This window comes from Streptomyces sp. B93 (genome assembly GCF_018070565.1).
Lineage (GTDB): Bacteria > Actinomycetota > Actinomycetes > Streptomycetales > Streptomycetaceae > Streptomyces.
Window position 1 is genome coordinate 1 of record NZ_JAGPXL010000006.1, and the last position, 12,631, is coordinate 12,631.

Genomic DNA, 12,631 nt, shown 5'->3' on the forward strand with positions numbered 1-12,631 from the left:
GGCGGGGGCGGGACGTGCGGGCGGTTGCCGCCGCGGCCCGGGGCGTGGTGCCCGCCGCCGTGGCTGTGGTGCGGCTTGGGTGCGGGCAGCCGGCCGCCGCGGCGGGACTCGATCAGGGCGACCGCCTTGCCGGGCAGCCACGCCGACGCCGTACCGCTGTCGTCGGAGCCGGAGCCGAACAGGTGCGGGGCGAGCTGCGCCTGGAGGTCGGCGGGGGTGGGGCGGGCTCCGGCGTCCATCTGCATGCAGGACTCGATCAGCGGGCGCAGCTCGTCGGGCAGGCCCTCCAGGTCGGGGCCCTCGCGCAGCAGCATGAAGACCGTCTCGACCGGGTTGGCGCCGTGGAAGGGCGGGTGGCCGGTGGCGGCGAAGACGAGGGTGGAGCCGAGCGAGAAGACGTCGGAGGCGCCCGTGACGCTGCGGGAGTCCTTCGCCTGCTCGGGTGACATGTACGCGGGGGTGCCGACGGCGACGTTCGTCATCGTCAGCCGGGTGTTGGAGACCCCGGAGGCGATACCGAAGTCGATCACCCGGGGGCCGTCCTCGACGACGAGGACGTTGGAGGGCTTCAGGTCGCGGTGGACGAGCCCGGCGCCGTGGATGGACTGCAGGGCCTCGGCGACGCCCGCCGCCAGCCAGCGCACCGCCTGGGCGGGCAGCGGGCCGCAGTCGTTCACTATCTCCTCGAGGGAGGGCGCGGGCACGTAGGCGGTGGCCAGCCACGGCACGGCGGCGCGCGGGTCGGCGTCGACGACGGCGGCCGTGTAGAAGCCGGAGACCGCGCGGGCCGCCTCCACCTCGCGGGTGAAGCGGACCCGGAACAGCTGGTCCTCGGCGAGTTCGGTGCGGACCGTCTTGATCGCCACGCGCCGCCCGGACGCCGAGCGCGCGAGATAGACCAGCCCCATGCCGCCGGCCCCCAGCCGTCCCAGCACCTCGAACGGCCCGATACGCCGCGGATCGTGCTGCGTCAGCTGATCCACCACTTGCCTGCCACCTCCCCGTACGAGCCGCGTCTCCCACATATGTACGCGACCTCGTCACATATGTACGCGACCCTGTGCAGCGTCTCACCACCGCACCGCCATGGCGGCACGCACCCCGATTCTTCCTGTCCGGAGCGCAGGTTGCGAACCCGGTGAGGAATGGGGTGTCTTCCTATATAAGTTACAAAAGCCGCAGCTCAGCGCTTCGGATCCGGTTCCGTGACCGGTTCCGGCGCCTCATTCTGCCCCGCTTCGGGGGCCCGCTCCTGCCCGGCCCCCCGATCCTCGTACCGCTCCCGATCCGCGTACCGCTCCCGGTCCCGGCCACTGTCCCGGTTCCCGTCCCGGCCCCACTCACGCTCCAGCACCGCGAACGACGCCCCCTGGTCGTCGCTGGCCACGCCCACCGTGCCGTAGGAGGTGACGAAGGGGTCGACCTGCACGCGTCCGCCCAGCCGGGCCACCTCCGCCAGCGCCGCCGCGCAGTCCTCCACCTGGAAGTGGACGAGGAAGTGCGGTGGCATCTCGGCGGGGAAGACCTCGGTGAGCGGTGCGCGGCCGAAGTCGGGCTCGGCGTCCGGGCCGAACAGGGCGTCGTGGAAGAGACCGCCGTAGAAGGCGTTGGCGGCGGCGGTGTCGCGGGCGTACAGCTGGGCCCAGCCGAAGGTGCCGGGCTGGTGCCGGCGGCCGAAGCCGTCGTGCGTGCCCGGCTGCCACAGGCCGAAGACGGCGCCGTCGGGGTCGGTGGCGAGGGCGGCCGTGCCCAGGTCGCCGAGCGGCATCGGGTGGGTGACGATCTGCCCGCCCGCGGCGTGGATGCGCCGGGTCAGGGCGCCGGCGTCGGGGGTGGCGAAGTACACCGTCCACACGGTGGGCAGCCTGCCGTCCGCCTTGTGCGCGAGCGCGGCGACGGGGTCGCCCTCGGCGTAGGCCCATACCGTGCCGCCGTAGGACTCCTCGAAGGACCACCCGAAGAGCCCACCGTAGAACCGTTTGCCCGCCTCCAGGTCGGCGAGCTGCGCGTCCACCCAGCAGGGGGCGCCCTCCGGGTACCTTTCCGGCTCCGGGTCCGGATACGTCTCTTCGGCGTCAGATGCCCTGTTTTCGGCCATGCGATCAAGGTAACGGGGCCGCGCGCACCCCGCCTACCAGGCGCACCACCGCCAAACAGCCCGTGCACCCCATTTGCACTCGGCCGAATCGCGCTCAGATCACCCCTCGGTAAGCTGACGGCATGACAGGACAAGTGCGTACCGTCGACGGCCGCGTGGCCGGTCGGCGTGGGCAGGCGACGCGGCAGAAGCTGCTCGACTGCCTCAGCGAGATGCTCAGCTCCTCTCCGTACCGCGACGTCAAAGTCATCGACGTCGCCCGCAAGGCGGGGACTTCGCCCGCCACCTTCTACCAGTACTTCCCGGACGTCGAGGGCGCCGTCCTGGAGATCGCCGAGCAAATGGCCGCCGAGGGCGCCGGTTTGACCGAGGTCGTCGAGGGGCGCAGCTGGGTCGGCAAGGCGGGGTGGCAGACCGCGCAGGAACTGGTCGACGGTTTCCTGGAGTTCTGGCGGAAGAACGACGCCATCCTGCGCGTCGTGGACCTCGGTGCCGCCGAGGGCGACAAACGCTTCTACAAGCTCCGGATGAAGATCCTCAACTCGGTGAACAACTCCCTCGCGGACGCGGTCGCGGAGTTGCAGTCCAAGGGGCGGGTCGACAAGGACGTGAACCCGGCCGCGATCGCCGGTTCGCTCGTCGCGATGCTCGCGGCGGTGGCGTCGCACCAGAAGGGTTTCACGTCCTGGGGCGTCAAGCAGGCCGAGCTGAAGCCGAACCTGGCGCTGTTGGTGTACCTCGGTATCACCGGCAGGAAGCCCACCAAGTAGTCCGCCGGTCGGCGGCGGTCGGCGCGGTCATCGAGTCCTGTCCAGCAGGCGGTGGTCCACCCGGGTGGGCCACGGCCTGCCGCGCTCACCGCCGGACGATCCGGAAGATCCTGATCTCCCGCTCCACCCGTTCCTGGTACGCCGCGTACGGCGGCCAGAAGTCCACCAGCGCCCGCCAGGCCGCGGCCCGCTCCTCCCCCGTCAGCAGCCGTGCGGTCACCGCGATGTCCTGCCCCTTCCAGTTGATCCCGGCGTCCGGGCGGGCCAGGAGGTTGCCGGTCCAGGCGGGGTGACCGGGCCGGCCGAAGTTGGAGCCGACAAGAATCCAGCCGTCCTCGTCAGGGTCGGGCATGCACGCGAGCGGCGTACGCCGTGGCAGCCCGCTCCTCGCCCCCGTGGAGGTGAGGACGACCCCCGGCAACAGCAACGCGCTGAGCAGCACCTTTCCCCGGGTGAGCCGGTGCACGCCCCGGTCCAGGGCGGGGATGACGTACGGCGCGAGGCGCGCGAACCCCCGGGTGGCGGACACCCGCTGCACGAGCCGTACCACGGCCTTCCTCACCTGGCCTCCTCGAAGAGTCTCACCCGTTCGGCGGCATGCGCCCGCAGCCGGTGCACCGGCCCGAAGAGCAGCTCGTCACCGGCGGCGCGCTTGAAGTACAGGTGCGCCTGGTGCTCCCAGGTGAAACCGAGGCCGCCGTGCAGCTGGATGCCCTCGGCGGTGGCGGTGCGCAGCGCCTGGAGCGCCTGGGCCAGCGCGAGGGCGCCGACCCGCTCGCCGTGAGGGCCGTGGGGGCCCGCCCAGGCGGCGTAGTAGGCGGCCGAGCGGGCCGCCTGGAGCTGGACGTGGACGTCGGCCAGTCGGTGCTTGACCGCCTGGAAGGAACCGATGGGGCGCCCGAACTGCTCGCGCCGCCGGACGTGTTCGACCGTCAGCTCCAGCACCCGGTCGGCGGCGCCCACGGCCTCCGCGGCGAGGACGGCGGCGGCGGTGTCGCCGACGGCGGCGAGGGCGGTGAGTACGGCGCGGGTTTCCTCGCCGAGCATGTCGGCCGTGGCATCCCGCAGTTGGACCCGGGCCTGGGGGCGGGTCGCGTCGAGCGCGGTCTGCCGTGCCCGGACCACCCCGGGCGCGTCCGCGTCGACGAGGAACAGCCGGACGCGCGACCGGGCGAACCCGCCGGTGTGGGCGGCGACGAGGAGCAGTCCGGCGCTGTGCCCGTCGAGAACCTGGTCGGCCTGCCCGTAAAGGCGCCACTCCCCGTCCGTCCGCCGCGCCTGTACGCCCCCGGCGCGTCCGCCGCCCGCCCAGTCGCCGCCGTTGTCGCCGGTGAGGGCGAGGGCGGTGGCGAGGGCGGGGCCGGGTACCGCGAGGGCGGCGGTGAGGGCGCCGGAGGCGAGGCGCGGCAGCAGTTCGGCGCGCTGGGCGTCGGTGCCGAGGGCGTGCACGAGGGGTGCGGTGAGGACGGCGGTGGCGAGCAGGGGTGAGGGGGCGAGGACCCGGCCGGTCTCCTCGCAGGCGAGGGCCAGCTCGGTCGACGTACCGCCGATGCCGCCGTAGGCCTCGGGGAGGGCGAGTCCGGGCAGGCCGAGCTGTTCGGCGAGGGCGGCCCAGAGGGCGGGGTCGTGTCCGGCCGGGGTGTCGACGGCGGCCCGCACGTCCTGCGGCCCGCACCGCTCCGCCAGCAGTGCGCGCAGGGCGCGGCGGATGTCCTGCTGCTCGGGGGTGAGACGGGCGTCCATGGAGGACTCCTGGGGCGGGGACGGTTATATCTGACGGCCCGTCATATTAGGTGTGGCGGGTCGGGTTTCCCAGGGTCCGGGCGAGAGCAATCCCGCACTACCTGATGTACCGTCAGATTCATGACCGCCGCCAGGACAACAGCCGCCCGGCGAGACGTGGCCGTCGTGGGGGTCTCCCTCGCCGACTGTGGTCGTGTCGACGACGCCACCCCGTACACCCTGCACGCCCAGGCAGCCCGCCGTGCGCTCGCCGACGCGGGGCTCGACCGCGCTCTCGTGGACGGCCTCGCGTCCACCGGCACCGGCACCCTCGCGCCCGTCGAGATCGCCGACCATCTGGGGCTGCGCCCCACCTGGGTCGACTCCACCTCCGTGGGCGGCGCCACCTGGGAGGTCATGGCCGCGCACGCCGCCGACGCCATCGCGGCGGGGCACGCCAACGCCGTCCTGCTGGTCTACGGCTCCACGGCCCGCGCGGACGTGAAGGCGGGCCGCCGCGGGGCGACGTACGACTTCGGCGGGCGCGGTCCGGCGCAGTTCGAGGTGCCGTACGGCCACACACTGATCGCGAAGTACGCGATGGCGGCCCGCCGCCACATGATCGAGTACGGCACGACGGTGGAGCAGTTGGCGCGGGTGGCGGTGGACACCCGGGCGAACGCCGCGCTGAACCCGGAGGCGATGTTCCGCACCCCCGTCACCGTCGACGACGTCCTGTCCGGGCCGCCGGTCGCCGAGCCGTTCACCAGGCTGCACTGCTGTCTGCGCTCGGACGGCGGCGCCGCCGTGCTGCTGGCGGCCGAGGAGTACGTACGGGACTGCCGCACCCGGCCGGTGTGGGTGCTCGGCACCGGTGAGCACGTCTCGCACGCGGCGCTGTCCTCCTGGCCCGACCTCACCGTGTCCCCGGCCGCGGTGAGCGGGCCGCTCGCCTTCCAGCGGGCCGGGGTGCGGCCCGCCGAGATCGACTTCGCGGAGATCTACGACGCGTTCACCTACATGACCCTGGTGACGCTGGAGGACCTGGGGTTCTGCGGGAAGGGCGAGGGCGGGGCGTTCGTCGGGGAGGGACGACTGCGGGTGCGCGGCGGGCAACTGCCGGTGAACACCGACGGGGGCGGGCTCTCCGCCCAGCATCCCGGGATGCGCGGGCTGTTCCTGCTGGTGGAGGCGGTACGGCAGCTGCGCGGCGAGGCCGGGGAGCGGCAGGTGCGGCGCGCCGGGGGCGGGCTGCCGCGGCTGGCGGTGGCCTCCGGGACCGGTGGCTGGTTCTGTTCGTCGGGGACGGTGGTGCTGGGCGCCGGGTGACCGAACCGGGAACACCGTCCCGCGCGGGGCGCGTTGTCGTGAAACGTAGGCACGCCCGCCGCCGCTGTCGAAGGAGACCGCCATGGCCCTGACCCGCGAAGAGCGTGAACTCTTCCTCGCCGAGCCGCACATCGCCGCCTTCTCGGTCGACGCGGGGCCGGGACGCGCCCCGCTCACCGTGCCGATCTGGTACCAGTACGCGCCCGGCGGCGACCCCTGGGTCCTCACCGGCCTCGACTCCCGCAAGAACCAGCTGGTCAGCGCGGCGGGCCGGTTCTCCCTGATGGTCGACCGGACCGAGCCCACCATCCGGTACGTGTCGGTCGAGGGGCCGGTCGTCGACACCGTCCCCGCCACCCGGGAACTGCTCCGGGAGATCTCCGCCCGCTACCTGCCCGCCGAGAAGGTCGACGACTACGTGGACTTCTCCTGGAAGAACCACGGCGAGATGGTCGTGCTCCACATGCGCCCCGAGCACTGGGTGTCCTCGGACCTCGGCACGGTCTGAGCGCTCCCGGCCCCCACAATCGGGGCATGGGAACCGATGCTCATCGTCTCGACCAGCTGCTGAGGTCCCTGCGGGTGTGGGACCCACAGGTCACCGAACTGCCCGCCTTCGACCCGGCCGCCGCGCCCGCCGACCCCCTCGACCTGTTCACCGCCTGGTTCGCGGACGCGGTGGCCGCCGGACAGACCGAGCCGCACACCCCGTCCCTGGCCACCTCGGACGAGGCGGGCCTGCCGGACGTGCGGACGGTGATGCTGCACGGCGCCGACGCCGACGGCTGGTCCTTCGCGACCCACGCCACCAGCCGCAAGGGCCGCCAGCTCACCGCCCGCCCGTACGCCGCGCTCGGCTTCTACTGGGCCGTCCTGGGCCGCCAGGTCCGCGTCCGGGGGCGGGTCACCGCCGCGCCCGCCACGGAGAGCGCCGCCGATCTGCACGCCCGCTCCACGGGCGCCCTGGCGGCGGCCCTCACCGGCCACCAGAGCGAGGTCCTGCCGTCGTACGACGCCCTGGACCGGGCCTCCCGGGCCGCCTGGGAACGCGCCGAACGCGAACCGGACGCGCCCGTCCCGACCTGGACGCTGTACCGGGTGCGGGCGCAGGAGGTGGAGTTCTTCCAGGGGGACGCACGGCGGCGGCATGTCCGGCTGCGGTATCGGCGGGAGGGGGACGAGGGCGGGGGTGGCTGGGTGCGGGAGTTGTTGTGGCCCTGAGGGCGGGGGCGGACAGACGGGTGCTCCCGGGAGGCGCCGGTCAGATGGCGGGGGGCGGGTCCGTGGCGAGCCGGGCGTGCAGGTGGACGTCGCGGAAGGCGTCCCGGTCGTCCGCCTCCAGCATCGCGCCGCGCAGTGTCCCCTCGTACGGGAAGCCGCACCGCTCGGCGATCCGGCAGGACGCGTCGTGGCCGAGGGCGTGGCCCAGTTCCAGGCGGTGCAGGCCCAGGTCGGTGAGGGCCCATTGGGCGGCCAGGGCGAGGGCGCGGGTGGCGACGCGGTGGCCGCGGGCCTCGGGGAGAATCCAGTAGCCGACCCGGGCGACGCTCATGACGTGGTCGATCTCGTTGACGCCGACGTGGCCCAGCGTCGCACCCGTCGCGGCGTCCGTGATCCGGAAGGAGGCGCCGGTGCCGTCGGTCTCGTGCCGCTGCTTGACGCGCAGTGAGGCGCGGGCGTCGTCGAGGTCGGTGACCGGTGTCAGGGGCGTGTTCCAGCGCCGGAACTCCCGGTCGGCCAGCCCGCGCAGCCAGTCCGCCGCGTCGGCGTCGGCGTTCGCGTCCCAGTGGGACAGCCGCAGGCCGTGGCCGTGCAGGTCGGGGAGGGGCGGGTGGCCGGTGGGGGCGACTATGTGGTGAGCCATCCGGCCATTGAAACGCGTCGGCGGCGCGGGTTCACGTCGATTCCGCGCGGCGCGCGGGAACGGGGCGAGGCCGGAACACGGGGATACCGTCCCGGAACGCGACCGTCAGTTCCGTCCCGGCCCGCAGGTCCGCCGGTGCGCTGTCGACGATCTCCGTCGCCATCCGGGGGCCCTCCGCGAGGTCGACGACGGCGGCGACGTACGGGGTGCGGGTGCTGAACGGTGGCAGGTCGTTGCGGTGGACGACGGACCAGGTGTGGAGCGTGGCCAGGCCACTGGCTTCCTGCCAGGTCACGTCGTCGCTCCAGCAGTGCGGGCAGAACTCCCGGGGGTAGTGGTGCGCCCGGCCGCACGCCCCGCAGCGCCGCAGCAGCAGCCGTCCGTCCGCCGCCGCCGTCCAGTAGGCGCGGGTGAAGGCGTCGGCCTCCGGGAGGTCGTACCGCGTCGTCGCCGTGCTCTGGTGCGGCGGTCTCACAGGAACCATCCCAGCGCGCTGTCGAGGGACCAGGTCTGCCAGGACATGCCGAAGAACGCGACGGCCGAGATCAGCGCCATCATCAGGTTCTGCCCCTGCTCGGCCATGTCGTGGATCATGAGGGTGAGGTAGATCAGGTTCAGCAGCAGCCCGCCGAGCAGGGCGACCGGGGTGAGGAAGCCGCTGACCAGGCCGAGGCCCAGCGCGAGTTCGGCGTGGACCACGGTGTACGCCATCACCCTGGGCCGGGGTGCCACCAGCCGCTGGTAGCCCGAGCGCACCGCCCGCCACCGGTGCCGGTCGGCTATCTCCCCCGCCCAGGCGATGCCGCTGCCCCGCTGGAACCACGCCGTGCGGTCCTTGTGCCGCCAGCTCTCCAGCCACCACAGACCGAGCCCGATACGCAGGACGGCGAGCCATTCGGCGCCGGTGAGCCAGATGGTGTCCATGGATGATGTCTATAGCTGACATGGCGTCAGATGGCCAGCTCTCCCGCCGCTCCCTGGGTCGGCACCTGAAGGGCGCCCGAAGATCCCATCCGCACAACCCCCACACACCCGTGATCAATCCGCAACCAATTCCGGTCTTGACCGAGACCCAACAACACGGCATGGGATTACGCTCGCGCCCATGGCCGACTCCACCGCACCCCACCCCACCGACCGCCCCGTGTACGTCATCGGCGGCGGGCCGGGCGGGCTCTCCGCCGCGTACGCGCTGCGCGCCCAGGGCATACGCGCGGTCGTCCTGGAGAAGACCGACGGCGTGGGCGCGTCCTGGCGCGGCCACTACGACCGCCTCCGCCTGCACACCACCCGCAGGGGCTCCGCGCTGCCCGGACTGCCGATGCCGCGCCGCTTCGGCCGCTGGGTCTCCCGCGACGACGTCGTCCGCTACCTGGAGAAGTACGCCGAGCGCCACGAGCTGGAGATCGTCACCGGCGTCGAGGTGTCCCGCGTCGACCGGGCGCCCGACGGCACCGGCTGGCTGCTGCACGCCACCGGCGGCCGGGAGCTGACCGGCGGCGCGGTGGTCGTCGCCACCGGCTACAACCACACGCCCCGCGTCCCCGACTGGCCCGGCCGCGACTCCTTCACCGGCGAGTTCCTGCACGCCGCGCACTACCGCAACGCCGAGCCGTACGCGGACCGGGACGTGCTCGTCGTCGGGGTCGGCAACACCGGTGCGGAGATCGCCGTCGACCTGGTCGAGGGCGGGGCGTCCCGGGTGCGGCTGGCCGTCCGCACGGCGCCGCACATCGTCCGCCGCTCCACCGCCGGATGGCCCGCCCAGTACACCGGCGTCCTCGTCCGGCGGCTCCCGGTCGGCCTGGTGGACCGGATGGCCCGGCCGCTGGCCAGGGTGTCGCTGCCCGACCTGTCCGAGCACGGTCTGCCCCGGCCCGACACCGGCCTGTACAGCAGGGTCCGCGAGGGCGCGGTGCCGGTGCAGGACGTCGGCCTCATCGACGCGGTGCGCGCCGGGCGGGTCGAGGTGGTGGCCGCTGTGGAGGGGTTCGAGGACGGCAAGGTCGTCCTCGCCGACGGCGACCGGGTCGCCCCGGACGCGGTCATCGCGGCCACCGGCTATGTCCGCGGCTTGGAGGGGCTGGTCGGTCACCTCGACGTCCTGGACGACCGCGGCCGGCCGGTCGTCCGGGGCGCGCGCACCCCGGGCAACGCCCCCGGCCTGTACTTCACCGGCTTCACCAACCCCATCAGCGGCATGCTCCGCGAGCTGGCCATCGACGCGGAGAAGATCGCGAAGGCGGTCGCCCGGCGGATGGACGGCAAGGTGTCGCGCGTCGTCGGCTGAACGGGCCGGCCCGCCCGGGTGGGCCCTGTAGGTCATCGCTCTCCCCCTTCGCTCGTGATTTGGCCGTCGCACGACGGTTCCTGACCCTCCGTCAGTTCAGTAATCTGAGATAACTGACAGAGCGTCAGTTATTGCCATGGCTGCGTCGCCGGCTGGCCGTCGCTGGCGGTTGTCGGCTGTTGTTGGCTGTTGTTGGCTGTCACACAGGAGCGGGCGGACCGATGCTTGGATCAACCCACGGCACCCTCACCACCGACTCCCGCCGGGCCCGGGTCATCGCCTGCGGGGAGCGTCACCCCGGCGCCGCCGTCCACGGCCGGACGGCCGACGTCGGCGACCTCGACGTCAGCGGCCGACCGCTCCACGCCGACGTGCCCGATCTGGACCGCCTCTTCCGCCCCGAGTCCGTCGCCGTGATCGGCGCCTCGGACGCCGAGGGGCGGCCGGGCACCGGCGTCACCCGGCAACTCCTCGACTGGGCTGGGCGGGTGGGCGCCCGGCTGCACCCCGTGCACCCCTCCCGTGACTCCGTCTTCGGCATTCCCTGTCTCCCTTCCGTCTCCGAGCTGCCCGGACCGGTCGACCTGGCCGTACTGCTGGTCGCCGATCCCCTTCCCGTGGTCGAGGAACTCGCCGAGGCCAAGGCGAGGTTCGCGGTGGTCTTCGCCTCCGGGTTCGCGGAGACGGGCACGGAGGGCGCCGCCGCGCAGGCCCGGCTCACCGCCGCCGTGGAGCGGTCCGGGATGCGGCTGCTCGGACCGAACACCAACCTCAACGCCTTCGAGCGCTTCCGCACCGACCTCAGCGGCCCGGCGATCGCCCTGATCACCCAGTCCGGACACCAGGGCCGCCCCGTCTTCGCCCTCCAGGAGCTGGGCGTACGCCTCTCCCACTGGGCCCCGACCGGCAACGAGGCCGACCTGGAGACCGCCGACTTCCTCTCCTACTTCGCCGAGCGGCCCGAGGTCGGCGCCGTCGCCGCCTACATCGAGGGCCTGAAGGACGGCCGCGCCTTCCTGCTGGCCGCCGACCGCGCCGCCCGCCGCGGGGTGCCCGTCGTCGCGGTCAAGGTCGGCCGCACCGAGACCGGTTCACGCACCGCCGCTTCCCACACCGGCAAGCTGACCGGCGCGGACGCGGTGGTGGACGCGGCGATGCGGCAGTACGGCGTGATCCGCGTCGACGGCCTCGACGAACTCCAGGACACGGCGGCGCTGCTGGCCAGGGCCCGCCCGCCCCGGGCCGACGGGGTCGCCGTCTATTCGATCTCCGGCGGCACCGGCGCCCACGTCGCCGACCTGGCCACGGCGGCGGGCCTTGAGCTGCCGACGCTCTCGGCGGGCAAGCAGGCCGAGCTGCACCAGTGGATACCCGGCTATCTGAGCGTGGCCAACCCGGTCGACAACGGCGGGCATCCGGTGGGCGACCACCGGGGCCGGAAGATCATCGACGCGCTGCTCGCCGACCCGGCCGTCGGGGTGCTGATCTGCCCGGTCACCGGGCCCTTCCCCCCGCTCAGCGACCGGCTCGTGCGGGACCTGGTCGACGCGGCAGAGGAGACCGACAAGCTGGTGTGCGTGGTGTGGGGGTCGCCGGTCGGCACCGAGGGCGCCTACCGCGAGGTCCTGCTCGGCTCGTCCCGGGTGGCCACCTTCCGTACCGTCGCCAACTGCCTCACGGCCGTCCGCGCCTACCTCGGCCACCACCGCTTCGTGCGCGACTACCGCTCCCCCTTCGACGAGGCCCCCCGCTCCCCCTCGCCCTCCTACCGCAAGGCGCGCGAGCTGATGCGCCCGGGACAGCAGCTCAGCGAGCACGCGGCGAAGCAACTGCTGCGCGCCTACGGCATACGGGTGCCGCGCGAACAGCTCGTGACCAGCGCGGCGGCGGCCGTGCGCGCGGCGGGGCTGGTGGGCTACCCGGTGGTGATGAAGGCGTCCGGGGCGCGTCTCGCGCACAAGACCGAGCTGGGGCTGGTGAAGGTCGGGCTGACCTCCGCCGCCCAGGTCCGCGATGCCTACCGGGAACTGACGGACATCGCCCGCCGCGAGGACGTGCCGCTGGACGGGGTGCTGGTCTGCCAGATGGTCGAGCAGGGCGTGGAGATGGTCGTCGGCGTCACCCATGACGACCTCTTCGGGCCGACCGTGACGGCCGGGCTGGGCGGAGTGCTGGTGGAGGTGTTGCGGGACACGGCCGTGTGCGTGCCGCCCTTCGGGGAGGAGCAGGTCCGTGCGGCGCTCGGCCGGCTGCGTGGCCGCGCCCTCCTCGACGGGGTGCGCGGGCGGCCCCCCGCCGATCTGGAGGCGCTCGTGGAGGTCGTCCTGCGGGTCCAGCGCATGGCCCTGGAGCTGGGCGACGACCTCGCGGAACTCGACATCAACCCGCTGGTGGTGCTGCCCAGGGGCCAGGGCGCCGTGGCGCTGGACGCGCTGGCGGTGTGCCAGTGAAACGAGCATGCGCATGAACACGCCTAACTCCCCCCGTAGTTCGCCAAACACAGCGGACTCCGCATATCGCCCCACTCGCCCCACTTGTTCTAATGGGCCCGAGTCGGA

The 12,631-nt window shown here is 73.4% G+C and carries 12 protein-coding genes and 1 pseudogene; 6 read left to right on the forward strand and 7 right to left on the reverse strand.

What is annotated here, in order from left to right:
• Both KBY47_RS07590 and KBY47_RS07595 read right to left on the reverse strand, forming a co-directional pair.
• Positions 1-986: serine/threonine-protein kinase (locus KBY47_RS07590; protein ID WP_308405078.1), on the reverse strand; the 986-nt coding region annotated here is incomplete at its 3' end.
• A gap of 356 nt (positions 987-1,342) precedes the next feature.
• Positions 1,343-2,098: pseudogene (locus KBY47_RS07595) on the reverse strand (VOC family protein); the annotation flags it as partial.
• Between the two features lie 134 nt (positions 2,099-2,232).
• Between KBY47_RS07595 and KBY47_RS07600 the strand changes: the two are divergent.
• Positions 2,233-2,868, forward strand: a complete 636-nt coding sequence (locus tag KBY47_RS07600) for a TetR family transcriptional regulator (RefSeq protein ID WP_210920419.1) — start codon at positions 2,233-2,235, stop codon at positions 2,866-2,868.
• Between the two features lie 85 nt (positions 2,869-2,953).
• On the opposite strand, the gene KBY47_RS07605 is transcribed toward KBY47_RS07600, so the two are convergent.
• Both KBY47_RS07605 and KBY47_RS07610 read right to left on the reverse strand, forming a co-directional pair.
• Positions 2,954-3,430, reverse strand: coding sequence for a nitroreductase family deazaflavin-dependent oxidoreductase (locus tag KBY47_RS07605; RefSeq protein ID WP_210920194.1), 477 nt, complete (start codon positions 3,428-3,430; stop codon positions 2,954-2,956).
• On the reverse strand, positions 3,427-4,611 hold the full coding sequence (locus KBY47_RS07610) for an acyl-CoA dehydrogenase family protein (RefSeq protein WP_210920195.1): 1,185 nt from the start codon (positions 4,609-4,611) through the stop codon (positions 3,427-3,429). The genes KBY47_RS07605 and KBY47_RS07610 overlap by 4 nt, the downstream gene beginning before the upstream one ends.
• Before the next feature lie 120 nt (positions 4,612-4,731).
• On the opposite strand from KBY47_RS07610, the gene KBY47_RS07615 reads away from it, so the two are divergent.
• The 3 genes from KBY47_RS07615 to KBY47_RS07625 all read left to right on the forward strand — a co-directional run bounded on the left by KBY47_RS07615 (position 4,732) and on the right by KBY47_RS07625 (position 7,140).
• On the forward strand, positions 4,732-5,919 hold the full coding sequence (locus KBY47_RS07615; RefSeq protein ID WP_210920196.1) for an acetyl-CoA acetyltransferase: 1,188 nt from the start codon (positions 4,732-4,734) through the stop codon (positions 5,917-5,919).
• Between the two features lie 82 nt (positions 5,920-6,001).
• On the forward strand, positions 6,002-6,427 hold the full coding sequence (locus tag KBY47_RS07620; RefSeq protein ID WP_210920197.1) for a pyridoxamine 5'-phosphate oxidase family protein: 426 nt from the start codon (positions 6,002-6,004) through the stop codon (positions 6,425-6,427).
• Between the two features lie 26 nt (positions 6,428-6,453).
• A complete protein-coding gene (locus tag KBY47_RS07625) occupies positions 6,454-7,140 on the forward strand; it encodes a pyridoxal 5'-phosphate synthase (protein ID WP_210920198.1) in 687 nt (228 codons plus the stop codon).
• 40 nt (positions 7,141-7,180) lie between these two features.
• Here KBY47_RS07625 and KBY47_RS07630 read toward each other — a convergent pair whose 3' ends face one another.
• The 3 genes from KBY47_RS07630 to KBY47_RS07640 are packed head-to-tail and all read right to left on the reverse strand — an operon-like array spanning position 7,181 to position 8,707.
• Positions 7,181-7,783: a GNAT family N-acetyltransferase gene (locus tag KBY47_RS07630; protein WP_210920199.1), complete on the reverse strand. Its 603-nt coding sequence runs from the start codon at positions 7,781-7,783 to the stop codon at positions 7,181-7,183.
• A 31-nt stretch (positions 7,784-7,814) separates the two neighbouring features.
• Positions 7,815-8,258 (reverse strand): Zn-ribbon domain-containing OB-fold protein, encoded by a 444-nt coding sequence (locus KBY47_RS07635; RefSeq protein WP_308405079.1) that lies wholly within the window; start codon positions 8,256-8,258, stop codon positions 7,815-7,817.
• Entirely contained in the window at positions 8,255-8,707 is a 453-nt protein-coding gene (locus tag KBY47_RS07640) for a DoxX family protein (protein WP_210920201.1), read from the reverse strand. The genes KBY47_RS07635 and KBY47_RS07640 overlap by 4 nt, the downstream gene beginning before the upstream one ends.
• A 181-nt stretch (positions 8,708-8,888) precedes the next feature.
• On the opposite strand from KBY47_RS07640, the gene KBY47_RS07645 reads away from it, so the two are divergent.
• A complete protein-coding gene (locus KBY47_RS07645) occupies positions 8,889-10,073 on the forward strand; it encodes an NAD(P)/FAD-dependent oxidoreductase (RefSeq protein WP_210920202.1) in 1,185 nt (394 codons plus the stop codon).
• Positions 10,074-10,294: 221 nt separating this feature from the next.
• Positions 10,295-12,523 (forward strand): acetate--CoA ligase family protein, encoded by a 2,229-nt coding sequence (locus tag KBY47_RS07650; RefSeq protein WP_210920203.1) that lies wholly within the window; start codon positions 10,295-10,297, stop codon positions 12,521-12,523.
• Positions 12,524-12,631 lie beyond the last annotated feature (108 nt).

Excerpts from the sequence above, each read along its gene's own strand:
- KBY47_RS07610 (WP_210920195.1), bottom strand. The coding sequence starts at position 4,611 with ATGGACGCCCGTCTCACCCCCGAGCAGCAGGACATCCGCCGCGCCCTG.
- KBY47_RS07615 (WP_210920196.1), top strand. The coding sequence starts at position 4,732 with ATGACCGCCGCCAGGACAACAGCCGCCCGGCGAGACGTGGCCGTCGTG.
- KBY47_RS07620 (WP_210920197.1), top strand. The coding sequence starts at position 6,002 with ATGGCCCTGACCCGCGAAGAGCGTGAACTCTTCCTCGCCGAGCCGCAC.
- KBY47_RS07625 (WP_210920198.1), top strand. The coding sequence starts at position 6,454 with ATGGGAACCGATGCTCATCGTCTCGACCAGCTGCTGAGGTCCCTGCGG.
- KBY47_RS07630 (WP_210920199.1), bottom strand. The coding sequence starts at position 7,783 with ATGGCTCACCACATAGTCGCCCCCACCGGCCACCCGCCCCTCCCCGAC.
- KBY47_RS07640 (WP_210920201.1), bottom strand. The coding sequence starts at position 8,707 with ATGGACACCATCTGGCTCACCGGCGCCGAATGGCTCGCCGTCCTGCGT.
- KBY47_RS07645 (WP_210920202.1), top strand. The coding sequence starts at position 8,889 with ATGGCCGACTCCACCGCACCCCACCCCACCGACCGCCCCGTGTACGTC.
- KBY47_RS07650 (WP_210920203.1), top strand. The coding sequence starts at position 10,295 with ATGCTTGGATCAACCCACGGCACCCTCACCACCGACTCCCGCCGGGCC.